Genomic DNA, 19151 nt, shown 5'->3' with positions numbered 1-19151 from the left:
GAATTATGAGAAAGCTGAAGGTAGGCATAATAGGTGCTGGGCAGATTGCAGAAATGACACATATTCCAAATTACTTTAAATATCTAGAATTTGTAGAAACGGTTTCAGTGATGGATGTTAACCTGGATAGGGCTAAGTACATAGCAGAGAAGTTTCATATACCTTATTATTTTTCCAATTATGAAGAAATGCTTGAAAAACTGGAACTAGACGCTGTCAGTGTCTGCACGCCAAATAAGTTTCACGCCGAAGCAGCAATAGCAGCACTAAACAGCGGCTGTCATGTATTGTGTGAAAAACCACCGGCGGTTTCGGCAGATGAAGCAGAACGGATGACACAGGCGGCTAAAGAAAATGGGAAAATTCTAACCTACAATTTTCATTTTAGATATAGTGAAGAGATACAGGCAATAAAAAAGTTTATCGTTGCAGAAGAGCTTGGAGATGTATACGCAGCGAAAATCGAGGCGCTTAGGAGAAGAGGTATTCCCGGCTGGGGAGCATTTATCAATAAGGAGATACAGGGAGGGGGGCCGCTGATCGATATTGGCGTACATATGCTGGATGCAGCTTTGTATCTTATGGGTTACCCAGAGGTAGATTATGTATCGGCTTCTACCTATAGAAGGATTGGAGATAAGGCTGGAGTCGGACTTATGGGGAGCTGGGATCCGAAACAATTTACAGTGGAAGACTCTGCCTTTGGGTATATCCGCTTTAAAAATAGTGCTTCCATCTTATTCCAGACATCCTTTGCACTGAATATGAAAGAACGCTCTATCATGAATGTACATTTATTTGGAGAAAAGGCAGGAGCATCGGTTTTCCCGCCGGCCATATATACAGAAAAGCATGGAAATCTCCTGGATATTGAACTGCCTTTTCTGCAGGAAGCCGATAGGCATAGCAAAAGCATCCGTCATTTTATAGAAGCTTGTTTAGGAAATGAAGCAGTACTTTGTACTGCCGAGGAAGGCCTAATGATACAGCGCATTATAGATGCTATTTATAGGTCTGCTGAGATTGGACAAGCTGTAAAGCTGTAGATAGGGGAGAATTTGTCATGCTAAACTATTATTGGAAAGAAGAACAGGAAAAGAATTGGATTTTGGAAGAAACCTATTTTGATGATAGGCATCAGGGAAAATGTGAGAGCATAATGGCTCTTGGAAACGGCTATTTAGGCTTGAGGTCTTCTGTGGAAGAACCTTACATAGGGCAAACCAGAAACCTTTTTGTAGCCGGTACTTATAATAAGTTTGATGAAAATGAAGTTACCGAGCTGCCTAATGCTGCAGATATCATAGAAATGTTGATAGACATTAATGGAGAGCTCTTTTCTTTAAAAAACGGTAAAATACATCACTATAGCCGCAGATTGAATCTAAAAGCAGGGGAGCTTATCCGGGAAGTCTTATGGGAGAACAGCACCGGTGAAAGATACCATATCATTTTCAGAAGGTTTGTGTCATTGGCAGATATGCACCTAATCGGTATGAAGCTTGAAATAACAGCCCTGACGGCAGATGCAGAAGTAATATTACGGACAGGTATAAACGGAAGACAGACCAATTCAGGTGTGCAGCATTTTCATGACGGGGATAAAAGAGTATATGAGAACCAATTTATGCAGCTTGTGCAAAGGACGACTCAGAGCAAAATTGACTTTGTGCTGAATAGCACAGTAAAAATGTATATGGACCGAGAAAAAGTGGAATGTAAAACAAGCTATTTCTTAGAAAGAAGAAGGATTCACTTCAATGGACAAATGCCGCTTAAAAAAGGGCAAACCCTCGCGATAGAGAAAATAAGCAATATTTTTACCAGTCTGGATAATGACATCGAGATAGATGGGGATCTGGAAGAATTGAAAACAATATCCTCAGAGCACATTAAGAAGAACAGTAAGTTTGCCTATGACGAGCTGTTCGAGAAAAGCAAAGATCAATGGAACTTATATTGGAAAGAAGCCATGATAGAAATCCAGGCGGATGATGATTTTGATCTGTTGGCTGTCAGATTTGCCCAGTATCATCTTCTCATTATGACTCCTTTTCATGATGAACGCTTTAGTATTGGCGCAAAAGCCCTTACTGGAGAAGGCTACAAGGGACACGTTTTTTGGGATACAGAAATATTTATTCTTCCCTATTTTCAATATAGCTTTCCGGGGGTCGCTAGACAACTGCTTCGATATCGGTTCCATACTATTGAAGGTGCTAGAAATAAGGCTAAAAAATTTGGTTACGAGGGAGCGATGTATCCTTGGGAAACGGCTTTTACCGGCGAAGAAGAAACTCCAGAATGGGCGGCTATAAACATTATGACGGGAAAAGCCACGAAAGTATGGTCCGGCTTGAAGGAGCATCATATTACGGCAGACATCGCTTATGCTGTTTGGAATTACTATCTTTCGACAAATGATGAAGTGTTCATGGATTTATATGGGAGTGAAATAATATTTGAATGCGCAGCTTTTTGGCATAGCAGACTAGAATGGAATGAAGGCAAACATCGGTATCATATCAATGATGTTATAGGCCCTGATGAGTATACGGAACACATTGATAACAATGCCTATACCAATTATATGGCACATTTTACGATAAAAGCGGCAATAGAGTTGTATGATTCAGCAATCCATAAGCAATGGGATAACTTTAAATGCTTGCGGGAAAAGCTTAGATTAAAAGAAAAGATAGAGACCTACAAAACCCTGCTGGACAGCATTTACCTACCCGACCCAAATGAAGCAGGGATTATCCCTCAAGATGATACCTTCTTGACGAAAGCTTCTATAAATATTGAAAAATATAGAGATTCCCATGAGAAGCAGAGGATTCTTAAGGATTATACCCGGGAGCAGGTTGTTAATCTGCAGGTATTAAAGCAAGCAGATGTAGTGATGCTTCTGTTTGTACTTCGGGGCAGCTTCGATGAAACAGTTAAACGGGCAAATTGGGAGTATTATGAAAAGAGGACTATTCATGATTCCTCTTTAAGTGCTGCAGTTCATAGTATCATCGCCAATGACTTTAATGAATATGAGGATGCTTATAGGTTTTTTAGAAAGGCTGCTGAGATTGACTTAGGGCAAAACCCAGTATCTTCCAATGATGGAATTCATGCAGCATCCTTGGGCGGGATTTGGCTGACTGTGGTTATGGGATTTGGCGGAGTGATGAATGATAACGGCATTTTACATATCCATCCGAAGCTCCCTAAAACCTGGCGGAAGCTCTCCTTTAGTCTGTATTGGAAGGGTGAGAGGATAAATCTTAGTATTACAAAGGAAAACGTGGAGGTAAGGAAAGAATCTGAAAGGGAAATGGACTTATTTATAATGGGAAAGAGGTACATCTTATTTAAAGAACTCAAAATCAATGATCGCTAATAGATCATGGATATGAATCGTTGAGGGGGTAAATATGGGAATAAAATATCATCAACAAAACAGAACCTTCCACCTGCAGGCAGGTGACAGCAGCTATATCTTTCAAGTTTATAGGGAGGGATATCTGGCACATCTCTACTGGGGAAAGAGAATAAGAAGCAATGATTTGTCAAGAAGAATACCTTATGGCAGAAAGCCCCTTTCTCCGACGCCGGATCCCTGGGATGAAGGATTTTCACTAGATACTTTGCCACAGGAGTACCCTGCCTTTGGGAATAGCGATTTTCGCAATCCCGCTTATCAAGTACAGCTAGGTAATGGTTCGACGGTAACAGATCTAAGATATAAGAGCCACAAAATATTTAAAGGCAAGAAAAGACTTCAGGGGCTTCCGGCTACCTATGTGGAAAGTGATGAAGAAGCAGAATCCCTGGAAGTAGTGCTTTGTGATGAGCTTTGTGGATTAGAGATAGTATTAACCTATACCGTATTCGAAAAATATAATGTCCTATCCCGCGAAGCAAGGCTTATAAACCGGGGAAAAGAGCGGCTGAAAATTCTCAAAGCCCTCAGCGGCAATGTGGATTTTTTGAGTACAGATTATGATTTTTTGCATCTGTCCGGATCCTGGGGAAGAGAACGACACATCGAAAGGAGGGCTTTGGCCTCCGGGACACAATCTATTGAAAGCAGGAGAGGTTCCAGCAGCCATCAGCAAAATCCTTTTGCGGCGTTATTGAGTAAGGGTGCCGATGAAAAACAGGGTGAGGTTTTTGCCTTCAGTCTGGTTTACAGCGGAAATTTTACAGCACAAGTGGAGGTTGATCAGTTTAAGACCGCTAGATTTTCCATGGGAATCAATCCTTTTGATTTTTCATGGATGCTGGACCCCATGGAGAGCTTTCAAACACCGGAGCTGGTTATGGTTTATTCAGATAAGGGCTTAGGAGACATGTCCAGTACCTATCATCAGCTGTATAGAAACAACCTGTGCAGGGGTTATTATAAGCTGAAGACAAGGCCTGTTTTGATCAACAACTGGGAAGCAACCTACTTTGATTTTACGCCTGAAAAGCTGGAAAATATCGCAAAAACGGCAGCCGAGCTGGGACTGGAAATGTTTGTACTGGATGATGGTTGGTTTGGAAAGAGAAATCGTGACGACAATTCCCTTGGAGATTGGATTGTTAATAAGAATAAGCTTCCAAAGGGATTAGAGGATTTAACAGAAAGAATAAACCATCAAGGGCTTTCCTTTGGACTATGGTTTGAGCCGGAAATGATATCTGAAGACAGCGACTTGTATAGAGCGCATCCGGACTGGTGTATTCATGTGCCGGACAGAAGGAGAACAAATTCAAGACATCAGCTTATCCTTGATTTAACGAATGAAAAGGTACGTAAATATATTATTGAATCCCTTTCAAATATTTTGGGCTGTGCCCCTATCCGCTACGTTAAATGGGATATGAACAGAAATATGACGGAAGTAGGATCAGCTTTTCTACCTGCGGAAAGACAACGGGAAACCGCCCATCGCTATATGTTAGGTTTGTATGAGATCATGGATAAAATTACTGCTGATTTTCCGGAGATTTTGTTTGAGAGCTGTTCCGGAGGCGGCGGCAGATTTGATCCGGGAATATTGCACTATATGCCCCAAACCTGGACAAGTGATAATACGGATGCCATCGAAAGACTGTTTATCCAATATGGTACCAGCCTGGTATATCCACCCATAACAATGGGGGCGCACGTATCTGCAGTTCCGAATCACCAAGTGGAAAGAATAACGGATTTAAGAACAAGAGGTCACGCAGCCATGTCTGGCAACCTGGGCTATGAATTAGACTTGACCAAGCTTTCAGATGAGGAGAAAAAGATTGTAAAGGAGCAAATAGGAGAATATAAAGAAATAAGAGAAATCATTCAGTTTGGACAGTTTTACAGGCTGAAAAGTCCTTTTGAGGGAAAGGAGGCTGCTTGGATGTTTGTTTCTGATGATAAGCAGAATGTAGTGGCCTTTTATTTTAGGATTCTTGCAAAAGCAAATCCTCCGCTGGTGTCGATGCTGAGGCTGAGGGGATTAGACGAAGGCAAGGATTATGAGCTTCTTGGAACGGATAAAGTTTATGGTGGAGATGAACTCATTCATGTCGGTATCAATATACCAAGTTTTAAGGGTGATTATGTGAGTCATTATTGGAGATTTAAGGCCATAAAATAAAAGAAGGTTTTGCCCTTTTCGGGCGAAACCTTCTTTTATTTTATACTGCTGCAGGAACCTCTTACGATAAACTTGGTATTTAGGATTGTTCTTATAGGTGGAGTTTTGCCTTCGATCAAATGAAAAAGCTTCTCTGTGGTAACCTTACCAAGTTGAAGAATTGGCACATCAATCGTTGTAAGAGGAGGGGTTGTTATTTGAGAAATATCGTAATTGTTGTGACCTATTATGGATATATCCTCTGGGATCTTCAGACCTAATTCAAGGATGGCCCTATAGGCTCCCACTGCCTTAATATCATCTGTTGCAAATATCGCCGTTGGAGGGGTACTGCTTTTTAAAAGTCTTAGTGCAGCTTCATAGGCCTGGTTGATATCATAGCCTCCATTGGCGATCAAGGAATAATCGACGGGCAGCCTAGCTTCCTTATGGGCTTCAATGTAGCCATCCAGACGTTCCTTGCTTACTACATAGTTTAGGGGAGCATGGATGCAGGTAATCCGTCTATGACCAAGGTTAATGAGGTAGTTTACCGCTTCCTTGCAGTCTGTAAGATTGTCAGTATCTACGGAATATACCCTGTTTGCCAAGTACTCATTGACAACCTTTCCAAGCACCACAAAGGGAAAGTTTAGTTCGTAAAGTTTTTCTATCAATAAATCGTTAATTCTTGAGCTAAGTAAGATCAATCCTTGAGCAACCTTGCTGTCAATCATAGATAGACATTTTTCAAGTTCTCTCATCTCGTCGGATGAATTATTCAATATGATCTCGTAATTTTTCTCATCAGCAACCTCTGCGATCGATTGAAGGATGAGTGGAACAAAGGCTTGATTGGATGATCGAGAGGAGACTACGCCTATGGAATTGAAGGAACCGCTTCCAAGGCTTTGTGCGATTCTATTCGGTTTAAAGTTTAATTTTTTGATGGCATCAAGTACAACTTTTTTAGTATGTGGCTGTACATTAGGCGCATTGTTTATTACTCTGGAGACTGTGGATATAGAAACGTTTGCAAGTTTCGCTACGTCCTTAATATTAGAAGCCATAAGGATCCTCCTTTGCTATTAAACGCATATGGAATAAACAGGCACCTGTGGACTTCGCCTATATCCTGTGACAGGGCCATGTACTATCATATAGTATTGATAGTTTAAATTATAACATGAAAAAAATAATTTGCAACATCTTAAAAAAACGTTTTATTGAATTAATTATTAATTCTTATGAAAAAGAAAGATATTGAGAGAATTTTAGGTAAAAACACTAAATTTTAAGAAAAAAATTAATTGAAAAAAACGTTTTCATGATATATAATCTGTTTAAGCTGATAATTCAGAAATAATAGTATTTTTTATATCGATGTAACGAACATGAATGATTTTATTTTTAAATAATGCCTGTCTATCCCGTAAATTATAGATCTGTGATTAAGAAATTTAACATTCAGCGAAACGGCACAGAGGCCGTTCCCTACGTAAACCTCAATAGAAATGTAGGGATCGACGCCCTCGTCGTTCCGAATATTAATTAGGATTCTCAGTCGCACATCTATAAATATTCATTTGAAGGAGGAATTTTATATGGTTACCAGGGTCTGATCCTGTAATAAATATTCCTAGGGTAACAAAGATTAGGAGAAAAGGGAGGAAATGAAATGAGTAAAAAGGTTTTCATCTTAGTTTTTGCACTAATATTTGCTGTAAGTACAATGTTAACGGGTTGTGGTACAAAACCTGCGTCAAATGATGCTGCAAAGCCAGAGGAGCCAAAGGTATTGAAAATTACCTATACAGGTACACCTCAGCCTCATGAAAAAGAGTACATAATAAACACCTTCATGAAGAATTTTGAAACAAAGTATAACGCTATTGTTGAGGTAGATTTTGTAACTCAGGAAGATGGAATAAAGAAAACCAGATCAGAACAAGAAAGCCAAAACATCGTAACCGATATCATCTTTGCAGATACGGCAAATATGGCGCCTTATGTAAATGGAGGATGGATGGAAGACATATCCGAAGTGGTGGATAATAGCGGATCAACCATTACCAACATGTTTGATGCTTCTATCAAGAAGGATGGAAAACGTTATTTTGTTCCCATAAGCTTCGATGTATATATTACTATCGCCAATAAACAGGCTTTAAAATATTTACCTGCCGGATTAACAGAAGATAGCGTGGTAAACGGGCTTACATGGGAACAATATGCAGCTTGGGCAAATGCCATTGCTGCAGGAGAAGGCGTCGGAAAAACAATGATGCCTGCAAATATGACAGGTTCCCAGCTGCTATATCCTATAGGTGGATTGGGTATGGCTTACGGGGCTGGATTCCCTGAATTTAATGCTGAGGGCTTCAAAAAGTCAATGGGCATCATTGCGGAGATGGCTAAAGGAAATGCCTTCTATCCGGAACAAGCGCAATACACAGCACCTACTGATCCTCTGAAGAGTGGGGCTGTCTGGTTAACCTTTGCACATATGGGACCTGTGGGTGTAGCATATAATGCGTCTCCTAATGATTATGTGATTGGAGCAGCACCAAAGGGTGAAAATGGGGCAGGATCAACGGCTGGTGCTTGGGCTTATGGTATACAAAAGGGTACAAAAAACAGAGAATTGGCAGAAACCTTTATCCAATATGCAATCGATCCCCAGACAAACTATGAGCTTTGTTCAGAATTTGGCGGTCTTCTCAGTCCGATTAAGGAAGTTGGAGATATGTTAGGTGCCGGTGATGTGATCATGAGAGCGGGATCTAAAATGCTTGAAACTACAAAGGTATCAGGAGTACCTGCCACTCTTTACACAGATTGGAATGCCGTTAAGCTTCTTTATGGCGATTTATTTGAAAAAATACTAAAGGAGAAAGCAGTTCCTGATGACACATATTTTGCTGACTTACAAGGCAAGCTTGAGGCTCTGAAAAAGTAGATTTATTAGGTGGCATTGAATGAGGGAATGGATATGAAATATCCTTCCCTTGTTTCTTAATTTAAAATAGGAGAGTAAGAACATTGAGTAAATTAAAGTTAGCAAATTCAAATAAAACCGGTTTACCGAATACTGATATTTTTAAAAAGAAGCAGATAGATTTAAAACGTGTTTTTAGTAAGAAGGCGATTCCCTATTTACTGTTATTGCCTGCATTTATTTATTATGCCATATTTTGGCTTGCTCCTGTATTTGCAGGTGTTGCAGAAGTTTTTACCGATGTCAATGGACAATTCACACTCACAGGAAACTTTAAGCTGATGATGCATTCGGACTTATTTGATAAAGCGGTAATGAATACCGCGTTATTTGCAGCTGTTTCTGTGATGATCCAATATTTTATAGCCCTTTTGCTGGCTGTACTGTTAAGTCGTAAATTTAGAGGTGCCAAGCTTTTCATGTTTATTGCCATGATTCCTATGGCAATCACCCCCACAGCGGTGGCTATATTATGGAAAACCGGCTTGATTAAGGAAGGTTGGATCAATTCGTTGCTTATGTTTCTGCATATCATTAAGGAACCGATTGTTTTCCTAAATGCAGAAGGACTGGCAGCCGTATTCCTGATCATACTGATAGACACTTGGACAGTAACCCCCTCGGTTATGATTATATTGTTAGCGGGATTGCAGGGGATGCAAAGAGAATTGAAAGAAGCAGCCTATACCTTTGGTGCGAATAAATGGAGAATATTTGTGGACATAACACTGCCAATCCTTAAGCCTTCTATCATCACTTCGATTATATTGAGGCTTATCGCCGCAATTCAGGTATGGGCGATTGCTGTGATGGTTTTAGGATTCAATAAGGTCCCCTTTTTGGTTGAGCGGATTGCTTTTTATGTAGATGCTGTACCAGGAGTAGCAACCAGTGAAAAGTTGGCATTTACATTCTCTTTTACCACTACTGTTATTGTATTTATGGTCACGATAATTTATCTGAAATTTGCAAAGAGAAATACAAAAATAGGGGGGAGTAGTTAATGGATAAGCTAAATATCATTCAGAAGACAGTGATGGGACTTGTAATTACCACGATGGTTTTTAGTGTCGTCGTTCCGCTGCTATTCTTCCTTAGTATTGCATTTTCTTCTGATGTAGAAATGACGAAGTTTCCAAAACCATTAATACCTACTTTTACTGTAACTGTAAAAATTGCACCAGCAGAAGACGATCAATACGAAGTATTTCATGATAGAGGGGATGGGTATCGGTCGATCATAACAACAGGGAATCCCACCAGATTAGAGAATCATTTTAGAAGACAGTATTCGGTAAGAGTACCGGGAGAGCAGCTGCTTAAAGATTTTAGTAAAACGAGAATTTATGGTCCTATGGAGTTTCAATACAGAAAAGATTTTTTTCATAACTTCAAGCAGTTTTTTGCCATTGTGAATAACTCCATACCCGCCTTAAAAAACAGTGTTTTAGTTTCTGTTTACACCATACTGATTTCATTGAGCATAGGGAGTGTTGCAGGATACGCAATGGCAAGGTATTCATTTAAATTTAAAGACTTTATAAATGTAACCTTGCTAATCGTGCGAATGTTTCCGGTAGTAGGCATAAGCATCCCGATGGCTATTCTTCTTATCAAGTTTGGGCTGTTTGATACCTTGTTAGGGCTTGCGCTGTTATATTCGGTGCCTAATATTGCACTGACAGCATGGATCACCTCAAGCATATTTATAGGGATCAATAAAGAACTGGAAGAGGCATCCTTGATTTTTGGTGCAAATAGTTTTCAGACCTTCATGCGTATTACTCTTCCGCTGGCCTTTCCTGCACTTACGGCTAGTTCTATGTATGCATTTCTCACTGCATGGAATGATACAATATCCGCTTTAATACTTACGAATAAAAACCAAACCTTGGCTTTGGTGGTTTATAAGGCGATTGGGACCACTTCCAGCGGAATACAGTATGCAGCTGCAGGCAGTATAATATTAATTTTACCTGCCTTGGTATTTACCTTTATTGTAAGGAAATATGTAAATCAAATGTGGGGCGGAGTAGAATTATAGGGGGAATTTAGAATGAGCTATTTGATATTAAAGGATTTAGAGAAAAGATATACAAAAGGTGGCAACCTGGTAGTAAATAAAATGAATTTATCCATCCGTAAAGGGGAATTTATTGTTTTCTTAGGACCCTCTGGATGTGGAAAAACAACGACTATAAGAATGATATCAGGACTTGAGGAAGTGAGCGGCGGAGACGTTCTGATAGAAGGAGAAAGTATTCTCCATAAAAAGCCAAAGGATAGAGGGGTTTCGATGATATTTCAAAGTTATGCAATATGGCCCCACATGACTGTCTTTGAAAATATTGCTTATCCCTTAAAGCTTCAAAAACTGTCTAAAAGTGAAATAAAAGAGAGGGTAATGGCTGCAGCAGAGGCTACCGATATTACCGCTCTACTGGATAGATACCCTACGCAAATGTCCGGTGGCCAAAGGCAAAGAGTTGCCGTTGCCCGTGCCATCGTAGTAAAACCAAAGATATTCCTGATGGATGAGCCACTTTCTAATCTGGATGCCAAATTAAGGGTTTCCATGCGAACGGAGCTTAAGAATATACACAATAAAGAGCATGCGACTTCTATTTTTGTGACCCATGATCAGTCTGAGGCAATGAGCCTTGCGGATAGAATCGTTATTATGAATAAAGGGGTAGTTGAACAGGTGGGTACGCCGATGGAGGTATACCATGACAGTGCCACTAAGTTTGTTGCATCCTTTATTGGTACGCCTCCTACAAACTTTTTTGAGGTTAGCATCGAAGAAATGAATAATGAGTTATTCGCTGTATCAAAGAGCTTTCAATATAGAATCCAGCAGGAGTTGAGAAAGGCACTAAAACCTTATATCCATAAAACTGTAGATATGGGAATCAGACCTGAATTTATTGATATTTTTCATGAGGATCAGGTGAAATCAGAGTACCTGTATGATACGGTCATAGATTTTGTAGAGCCTCAGGGAACCCATTCTGTTTTGATTGTTAACCTGGAGGGAAAAGAGGCAAAAATCGTGACCACTAAGTATATGGACATTAGGCCGGGTACGAAGGTTTCGCTATATATAAGGGATGGGAAGGCAATGTTTTTCGATCGGGAGACAACCCTTAGAATTAAATAAGGACAAAGTATTTTCCTGCGTATCAAAAGGGAAAATGGCAAAAGCCTTTTCCATGAACAAGAAAAAACAGAGTTTTAGAGCTATATGAAAGGAGATAGTTTATGATAAAGTCTCATGGTCTGCTGGAGGGTCATCCGAGAGGCATGTACTTTAAAAAAAAAGAAATATGAACCCTCTGTTATAAAGACCTTTGAGGAAGCAGAAAGGATACTGCCGAACCCGATTATCAGCAGTCGTAGAGATTTCATAGGTTGCTATTGGTATGCAGTTAAGCTGGCATATAAAAATGTGCATAAACCTAAAAACGGGAGTGGTTTTGTAAGTGATTTTGTAGATGCTGCTTTCAATGAAAACATTTTCATGTGGGATACAGCTTTCATCACAATGTTTTGCAACCTATTTCACACGCTGATACCAGGGATATGTTCATTAGATAATTTTTATTGTAAGCAGCTGCAAGACGGGGAAATTCCAAGAGAACTTGTAAGAGAAACAGGAAAAGACTTTGATAAGTGGGTAAATGCTTTTGATAAGCCTTTGTATTCCTACTTTCATAACCATTATGGACATAGAAGGCTAAAAGCTACTGGCAGCATCTCCTATGAGGAGATGTATAAGCCGGATTTAGGGAGGATTGTAACAGAGAATCCCTATTTGACACTAGACAATCTTAACCATCCTATACTGGCATGGGCTGAGTACGTAAGCTACTGCCAGACTGGGGATAGAGAGAGATTGGACTTGGTAATGGAACCATTGTTCTACTACTACAAGGCTTTATGGTACCATATCAGACATGAAAACCATTTATATGTCACAGACTGGGCCAGTATGGATAATTCGCCAAGGAATAGATATTTAGGGTGTGCTGTAGATACCAGCTGTGAAATGGTACTCTTTGCCAACTCACTGATCTGTATTATGGAAGAGCTGTACAAATACGGATATATAGACAAGGTACTGTTACAAGATAGAAAAGAATTTCTTAATAGGACTTCAGAGCTGACAAAACAAGCCATCAACAGCCACATGTGGGATGAGGATAAGGGCTTTTACTTTGACCTAAAGCGTAATGGAGAAAGGGCTCCAGTGAAGACAATTGCTGGATTTTGGGCTATGATTTCTGGTGTTGCAGATGAAAAGCAAGCTGCAAGATTGGTTCATTGGCTGGAGGATGAAAGAACCTTTAAAAGACTCCATAGAGTTCCCGCATGCGCTGCAGATGAAGAGGAGTATGACAAACAAGGAGGATACTGGAAAGGTTCCGTTTGGGCACCGACAAATACCATGGTGATCTACGGACTACAAAAATATGGCTATAATGCTTTAGCCAGAGAAATTGCTTTGAATCATTTGGATAATGTAGTGAAGGTCTTTGAAAAAACCGGAAGCATATGGGAAAATTATCCTCCCGATGAAATTTCATCGGGAAACGCAGATAAAAAGGATTTTGTAGGATGGTCCGGGATAGCGCCGATATTATACCTTATTGAGTTCAAAATAGGCTTGAAAGCCGATGCTTTAAATCAGGAAGTTATTTGGACCCTTGATCCTAAGTCAGAATACAGCGGTTGTGAAAACTACTGGTTTTTTGGGAAACAGGCTAGTTTTTACGCACAGATGGAAAAGGGATCCATGCACATCAAAATATTCACTCAGGATTTGTTTCAGCTTAAAATCAACTATTTAAATAATGTATATCATTACACGATTCGTGGAGATATTTCCTTCATGGTTTAGCATATTCAATGGAGGTTCGGTAAGGTTTATGGAAGCATCGTATTTGTAGGGTCTTCTATTACCTTAAAGCATCAGATTAGCGATTAAAAAAAGAATGGCGCTGCGGAGCCTGTTTAGGAGGATAAACATCTTTGGAGGTATGTATGGTTAATTTTGGAAACAAGACTTTAGAATTATTGAAGGTAATATATAAGGATGAGGCTTTACAAAGTGCGGAAAGCATACTTTCTTCTCTATATGAAAAATGGAGAGAATATAATCATGTTAAGGAAACCAAGATCAGCGAAAAGGACGTAATGTTGATTGTATACGGTGATGGAATACAGGGTGGAACGGAGAAGCCCTTGAGAACCTTGAAAAAATTTTTAGATAACAATTGTTGTGAAGAGATAACAAATGTTCATTTGCTTCCCATTTGTCCGTCGACTTCTGATGACGGTTTTTCAGTCGCAGATTATAGAAGGGTGGATGAGAACCTGGGAGACTGGGCGGATATTGAGGACCTAAGCAAAAACTATGGGATAATGCTGGATGCGGTAGTCAACCACACCTCAAAATCCCATCACTGGTTCAATGCCTCTGTGGAGGGCATGGAAGCCTATAAGAACTATTATATTGAATCAGATCCAAACTTAGACTACAGTATGATTACAAGACCTAGAACCCTGCCGCTGTTAACGAAGTTTGTGACCAGTGAGGGTGAGAAATACTACTGGACAACTTTTTCTGAAGATCAGGTGGATTTAAATTTCGCCAATCCGAAGGTACTGGCAGAAATGATTGAGGTTCTTTTATTTTACGCTTCTAAGGGGGCGAAATTTATAAGATTGGATGCCATCGGATTCGCTTATAAAAAACTTGGAACGAGCTGCATGCACCTCGAAGAAACCCATGCCATTGTTAAGCTCATGAGGTTATTTGTAGAAGCCTTTTTTCCCGGTACATATATTATTACAGAGACCAATGTGCCCCATGCCGACAATATAAGCTATTTTGGGAATGGAGATGAGGCTCATTTAGTGTATCAATTTCCACTGCCCCCTTTAGTCCTCTTTTCCCTCCAGTGCGGAGACACAAGGAAACTGACAAAATGGGCCCAGTCCTTAGAGGATACACCGCTGAAAGAAGGGAATACCTATTTTAATTTTCTGGCCTCCCATGACGGGGTAGGGGTAAGACCGCTGGAAGGTATATTATCAGAGGAAGAAAAAGAGATTTTGTTTGAAGGTGTAGTAAAAAATGGCGGCAGAATTAGCTACAAGACAAATCCAGACGGAAGCAGCAGCCCTTATGAACTCAATATAAGCTATATGAATGGCGTTACGAATCCGTCAAAGGGAAATCAGGAGAAATTTGAAAGATTTATGGCGGCACAGGGGATTATGCTCTCTTTACAGGGACTGCCCGGTATTTATTATCATAGCCTGTTGGGTTCAGAAAATTGGTATGAAGGAGTTGAGGATTCCGGCATTAACAGAAGGATAAACCGGGAAAAATTAAACTATGAAAAAATCGTCGAGGAATTAAAAGATCCCTCTTCCTTAAGGTATATGGTGTTCACTCAGTATAAGGCGCTGTTAAAAATAAGAGGAGCCCATAGTGCATTTTCACCCTATGCAGGTCAAAATGTATTGAATTTGTCACCATCCTTATTTGCAGTAGAACGATATAATTCGGAAACGAAAGAGAAGATCATCGCCATCATCAATGTTACGGATAAAGAGGTGGAACTGCTAAAGCCAATTGAGGGAATAGAATTGCTGTCCTCAAATCAGCGAGAATTTATTTCAAAGCTCAAGCCTTATCAGATTGCCTGGATATTGGTTTAAGTAAAGTAAATCAAGGGGGAAAAATATGTCAAAGTTAATGATTTTAAAGGAAGCGAAAACAATCGACTATGAAGTCGTTGAAGAAAGAGCACTGCTTGGCAATGAGGTGCGGATCAAGACGCTTTATACAGGAATCAGTGCAGGCACGGAGCTGGCTTCCTATCGGGGAAGCAATCCCTTCTTAAGCAAGAAATGGGATACAGCCAATAGAATATTTGAAAAAGAAGCTGAAACTTCCTGGAGTTATCCCCTCAAGCAGTGGGGCTATGAGGAAGTTGGGGAGATAGTAGAAATAGGCAGTGAAGTGAAGGAGGTTGCAGTAGGAGATGTCATCTTTGGCACATGGGGTCACAAGAGTATTCATATCACAGATGAGAGCTTTGCAAAAGACCGTAAGCTTCATAAAGAATTAGATCCGATATGCGGCATTTTCTCTCATATTGGCGCCATAGGAATCAATGCTATACTCGACGCCAATATCCACGTGGGTGAAACCGTAGCGATATTTGGTCAGGGGGTACCGGGACAAATCGTTACCCAGTTGGCCAAGTTAAATGGAGCTAGAGTGATCGCTATTGATTTGGATGATACCCGCTTATCCTATGCTAAAAAATTTGGAGCAGATATCATCATCAATTCAGGAAAATGTGATACTGCTAAGGAGATAAAAGAAATTACCAAGGGCTTAGGGGCCGATGTAGCCATAGAGATTTCCGGTTCTTCCAGAGCGCTCCATGAAGCGATTCGATGTACAGCCTATTCGGGAAGAGTAGTCGCGTCAGGCTTTTTTCAAGGAGAAGCGGCAGGTTTATTTTTAGGGGAAGAGTTCCATCATAACCGCATTCAGTTGGTTTGTTCCCAAATTTCCGGGGTAGACCCTGCGCTGAGCTATCGATGGAACAGGCTGCGTCTGAATCATACAGTGATGGATTTGCAGAAGGAAGGAAAACTTAATCTAAAGGGATTGATAACCCATGTGATCCCTTTTGAAGAAGCGGCCAAAGCTTATGAGATGTTGGATAAGGGAACGGAAGAAGTACTGCAAATAGTACTGTCTCTGGCATAGAAAGGAAGAGGGTTGTGATGAGACTAGCCATACAGGATAATCTACTGGGGATGAATCATTTTCGGGATAGCTTTAGGCTTGCTAAGGAGATTGGCTTTGATGGGGTTGAGTTAAATTTCTTTCAAAGAAATCTAATCCAGGCCGATGCCCTAGAGATTGCAAAGGCATCAGAAATCACGGGAGTTGAAGTTGCAGCAGTATGTGGAGGATATTTAAACTGGATCGCAGACTTTGATGAGGAAAAGCGTCATGTTGCTGTAGAGGGGGTAAGGACCTCACTGGAATATATTGCTCATATGGGAGGGGTTGGTCTAATCGCCCCGGCTGCTTACGGCATGTATGCCAGACGATTTCCTGCCAAAAGACCCTTGGAGGAAGATAGAAGGATATTGTTGGATTCACTGAATAGAATTGCAGAATCGGCAGAAAAGCATAAGGTTATGTTTTACTTAGAGCCTCTGAACAGATATGAGGATCATATGATCAACATGATCAGTGAAGGGGCGGCTTATATTGATGAAGTTGGAAGCAAACAAGTCAAGTTGCTTGGAGATATATTCCATATGAATATTGAGGAAGATAATGTAATTAAAACGATGGAACAATATAATTCCCATATAGGATATTATCACTTAGCTGACAGTAATAGAAAGCTTCCAGGCTTGGCCCACACCGATTTTAAATCCATTTTTCATAAGCTTAAAGAATTGAAATATAATGGGCTATTATCGATTGAGTGCCATCTGAGAGGGGAGACGGTGGAGGGAATCAGAAGGAGTTTAGATTTTCTTCGAAGCTTATAAAAAGCAGTCTTACTTCTTCGAAGTGAAGGCGGTACAAGCTGTGAAAATAGTAATCTTTTATGAGGATTGGAGTTTTGTATATGAATATCGCGTTATGTCATTTTAGGGTAGGAGAAACCGATGGGGTTTCCCTGGAGATGGAGAAGTGGAAAATCCAACTGGAAAAGCAGGGACACCGGGTCATATATATCGGCGGGAATCCCTATGAGGATACAGAGGTTATAGAAGAGCTTTACTATAAGAATGAAGTGAATGATAAGATTGTATATAATGCTTATACAGCCATTTTTGATTACGACGAGACAGGTCTAAAGGAACAGGTGGATCAAATGGCACAAAATATTGAAAGGAAGCTCGTTGAAATCATTCAAAGAAAAAACATTGATGTTATTGTACCTAATAATATCTGGTCACTGGGGTGGGGACTTCCGGCTGCTGTAGGGATATACAATGCAGTACAGAAAACAGGCATCAGAGCTATTGTACATAATCATGACTTTTATTGGGAAAGGGAAAAATATAAGAACCCGACTACGGACTATGTTAAGGAATTATTGGATTTTTACTTCCCGCCAAAGGGGGAGAACATCAAGAATGTAGTGATCAATAGCATTGCCCGGGAAGAATTAAAAAGCAGGAAAGGCGTAGAAGCTGCCATTGTTCCAAATGTTTTTGACTTTTCTTCAAAGCTGTGGGAGGTAGATGAATACAATAAGGACTTCAGAAGAGTTATAGGGGTTAAAGAAGAAGATATACTTATTTTACAGGCCACAAGAATCACAGAAAGAAAAGCTATTGAATTAGCGCTGGATACGATCGGAAAGCTCAAGGAAGAGGAAAACATGAGGGTTTTAAGAGAAGGAAAGCTGTATCATGGCAGGAGCTTTACTGGAGATATTGTTTTTGTAATGGCAGGCCTCGTTGAATGCGAAGAGAGGTATTTAAACCTGTTAAAGAAAAAAGCTGAAAAGTTCAATGTCAGATTAAAGCTTGTAAACAATATCATTGACTCTTATAGATATCATAAGGATGGAGTAAAAATATACAGTCTTTGGGATGCTTATGTTCATGCTGATTTTATTACCTATCCTTCAATATTAGAGGGGTTTGGAAATCAGTTTTTAGAAGGTTTATTTGCTAAAAAACCGATGTTAGTCTATAAGTATCCGGTTTATGTAAAGGACCTTGATAGCATCGAATTCAATATTGTATCCCTTGGAGAATCATATAAACTGGATGAGGATGGTCTGGTAATAGTAGAGGAAGATATTATAAGCAGGGCTGCCAGAGAAATCATAACTTATTTAAAGGATCGTCAGTACAGGGAATTAAGGGTTGAGGAGAATTTTAACAAAGGAAAGAGGCATTTTTCCTATGAAGCCCTAGGAGAAATATTGAAGAGTTTATTTTAAATGCTAGGTATCATACGCAAGATGAAGGTTTAAACTCAAAACAGTTATCCGGCGATGACTGAAGCAGGCGGCTTGAGAAAGCAGCCTGCTTTTATTGTATATTGAAAACCCCCGGTTCTACCGGGGGTTCCAAAAAGCTTTAGCTATGAGTAGAAAAAAATAACCTCCTTTTGTTAAAATAAAAAAGGTTCGCCAACCAATTTTAGAAAACAAAAGGAGCATTCCTGTAATGAACATTAATGCACTTTGAAAAAAGAAGACCAAGCCTGTAGAATAGAGTTGTGGTGGTTAACCGCAAGAAAACGACATAAATAAAACTACAGGAGGTCTTCAATATGAAGTATAACCAAAATTTTAAGATTATGCAAATCACAGATAAAACGCTGGTAATCGGGGTTGATATTGCTAAAAAGATACATTATGCAAGGGCTTTTGACTGGAGAGGAATAGAATTGGATAGAACCATCAGCTTCAAGGCTAACAGCACCGGGTTTTCAGAGTTTATGGAATGGGCAAAAAAGACAGCAGAAAAGAATGGTAAAG

The 19151-nt window shown here is 39.9% G+C and carries 13 protein-coding genes and 1 pseudogene; 13 read left to right on the top strand and 1 reads right to left on the bottom strand.

Going from position 1 to position 19151, the window contains the following annotated elements:
* The first annotated feature begins 5 nt into the window (after positions 1 to 5).
* Genes BUB56_RS14765 through BUB56_RS14755 form a run of 3 tightly spaced genes read left to right on the top strand, consistent with a single transcriptional unit; the run spans position 6 to position 5621 of the window.
* On the top strand, positions 6 to 1046 hold the full coding sequence (locus BUB56_RS14765) for a Gfo/Idh/MocA family protein (RefSeq protein ID WP_110942072.1): 1041 nt from the start codon (positions 6 to 8) through the stop codon (positions 1044 to 1046).
* A gap of 17 nt (positions 1047 to 1063) precedes the next feature.
* The gene (locus BUB56_RS14760; protein ID WP_110942071.1) at positions 1064 to 3394 is read left to right on the top strand and encodes a glycoside hydrolase family 65 protein; all 2331 of its coding nucleotides are present in this window, start codon (positions 1064 to 1066) and stop codon (positions 3392 to 3394) included.
* 34 nt (positions 3395 to 3428) lie between these two features.
* The gene (locus BUB56_RS14755) at positions 3429 to 5621 is read left to right on the top strand and encodes an alpha-galactosidase (protein WP_110942070.1); all 2193 of its coding nucleotides are present in this window, start codon (positions 3429 to 3431) and stop codon (positions 5619 to 5621) included.
* Between the two features lie 35 nt (positions 5622 to 5656).
* On the opposite strand, the gene BUB56_RS14750 is transcribed toward BUB56_RS14755, so the two are convergent.
* Positions 5657 to 6670, bottom strand: a complete 1014-nt coding sequence (locus BUB56_RS14750; RefSeq protein WP_110942069.1) for a LacI family DNA-binding transcriptional regulator — start codon at positions 6668 to 6670, stop codon at positions 5657 to 5659.
* 608 nt (positions 6671 to 7278) lie between these two features.
* On the opposite strand from BUB56_RS14750, the gene BUB56_RS14745 reads away from it, so the two are divergent.
* From BUB56_RS14745 to BUB56_RS14700, 10 genes and pseudogenes are all read left to right on the top strand, one after another.
* On the top strand, positions 7279 to 8559 hold the full coding sequence (locus BUB56_RS14745) for an ABC transporter substrate-binding protein (protein ID WP_110942068.1): 1281 nt from the start codon (positions 7279 to 7281) through the stop codon (positions 8557 to 8559).
* An 83-nt stretch (positions 8560 to 8642) separates the two neighbouring features.
* Positions 8643 to 9602, top strand: a complete 960-nt coding sequence (locus tag BUB56_RS14740; RefSeq protein WP_242946392.1) for a carbohydrate ABC transporter permease — start codon at positions 8643 to 8645, stop codon at positions 9600 to 9602.
* Complete coding sequence (locus BUB56_RS14735; protein WP_110942067.1) at positions 9602 to 10642, top strand: carbohydrate ABC transporter permease; 1041 nt, start codon at positions 9602 to 9604, stop codon at positions 10640 to 10642. Before BUB56_RS14740 ends, BUB56_RS14735 begins: the two co-directional genes overlap by 1 nt.
* 12 nt (positions 10643 to 10654) lie before the next feature.
* Complete coding sequence (locus BUB56_RS14730; RefSeq protein ID WP_110942066.1) at positions 10655 to 11758, top strand: ABC transporter ATP-binding protein; 1104 nt, start codon at positions 10655 to 10657, stop codon at positions 11756 to 11758.
* A 114-nt stretch (positions 11759 to 11872) separates the two neighbouring features.
* A complete protein-coding gene (locus BUB56_RS14725) occupies positions 11873 to 13498 on the top strand; it encodes an MGH1-like glycoside hydrolase domain-containing protein (protein WP_242946391.1) in 1626 nt (541 codons plus the stop codon).
* A 143-nt stretch (positions 13499 to 13641) separates the two neighbouring features.
* Positions 13642 to 15327, top strand: a complete 1686-nt coding sequence (locus tag BUB56_RS14720) for a sugar phosphorylase (RefSeq protein ID WP_190014571.1) — start codon at positions 13642 to 13644, stop codon at positions 15325 to 15327.
* A 25-nt stretch (positions 15328 to 15352) separates the two neighbouring features.
* Complete coding sequence (locus tag BUB56_RS14715) at positions 15353 to 16393, top strand: zinc-dependent alcohol dehydrogenase (protein WP_110942064.1); 1041 nt, start codon at positions 15353 to 15355, stop codon at positions 16391 to 16393.
* 17 nt (positions 16394 to 16410) lie between these two features.
* A complete protein-coding gene (locus tag BUB56_RS14710; RefSeq protein ID WP_110942063.1) occupies positions 16411 to 17196 on the top strand; it encodes a sugar phosphate isomerase/epimerase family protein in 786 nt (261 codons plus the stop codon).
* Positions 17197 to 17276: 80 nt separating this feature from the next.
* Positions 17277 to 18608 (top strand): glycosyltransferase family 4 protein, encoded by a 1332-nt coding sequence (locus BUB56_RS14705; RefSeq protein ID WP_110942062.1) that lies wholly within the window; start codon positions 17277 to 17279, stop codon positions 18606 to 18608.
* Between the two features lie 335 nt (positions 18609 to 18943).
* A pseudogene (locus tag BUB56_RS14700) lies at positions 18944 to 19151 on the top strand (IS110 family transposase); the annotation flags it as partial.

This window comes from Geosporobacter subterraneus DSM 17957 (assembly GCF_900142145.1).
In the GTDB taxonomy this organism is placed as follows: Bacteria; Bacillota; Clostridia; order Peptostreptococcales; family Thermotaleaceae; genus Geosporobacter; species Geosporobacter subterraneus.
Note: the sequence above shows the minus strand (reverse complement) of the source record. Positions and strands in the feature narration are given on the sequence as shown.

Bases quoted from the DNA above. Each gene is read 5' to 3' on its own strand.
- BUB56_RS14710 (WP_110942063.1), top strand. From the start codon at position 16,411: ATGAGACTAGCCATACAGGATAATCTACTGGGGATGAATCATTTTCGG.
- BUB56_RS14735 (WP_110942067.1), top strand. From the start codon at position 9,602: ATGGATAAGCTAAATATCATTCAGAAGACAGTGATGGGACTTGTAATT.
- BUB56_RS14715 (WP_110942064.1), top strand. From the start codon at position 15,353: ATGTCAAAGTTAATGATTTTAAAGGAAGCGAAAACAATCGACTATGAA.
- BUB56_RS14705 (WP_110942062.1), top strand. From the start codon at position 17,277: ATGAATATCGCGTTATGTCATTTTAGGGTAGGAGAAACCGATGGGGTT.
- BUB56_RS14760 (WP_110942071.1), top strand. From the start codon at position 1,064: ATGCTAAACTATTATTGGAAAGAAGAACAGGAAAAGAATTGGATTTTG.
- BUB56_RS14755 (WP_110942070.1), top strand. From the start codon at position 3,429: ATGGGAATAAAATATCATCAACAAAACAGAACCTTCCACCTGCAGGCA.
- BUB56_RS14730 (WP_110942066.1), top strand. From the start codon at position 10,655: ATGAGCTATTTGATATTAAAGGATTTAGAGAAAAGATATACAAAAGGT.
- BUB56_RS14765 (WP_110942072.1), top strand. From the start codon at position 6: ATGAGAAAGCTGAAGGTAGGCATAATAGGTGCTGGGCAGATTGCAGAA.
- BUB56_RS14720 (WP_190014571.1), top strand. From the start codon at position 13,642: ATGGTTAATTTTGGAAACAAGACTTTAGAATTATTGAAGGTAATATAT.
- BUB56_RS14750 (WP_110942069.1), bottom strand. From the start codon at position 6,670: ATGGCTTCTAATATTAAGGACGTAGCGAAACTTGCAAACGTTTCTATA.
- BUB56_RS14725 (WP_242946391.1), top strand. From the start codon at position 11,873: ATGGTCTGCTGGAGGGTCATCCGAGAGGCATGTACTTTAAAAAAAAAG.
- BUB56_RS14745 (WP_110942068.1), top strand. From the start codon at position 7,279: ATGAGTAAAAAGGTTTTCATCTTAGTTTTTGCACTAATATTTGCTGTA.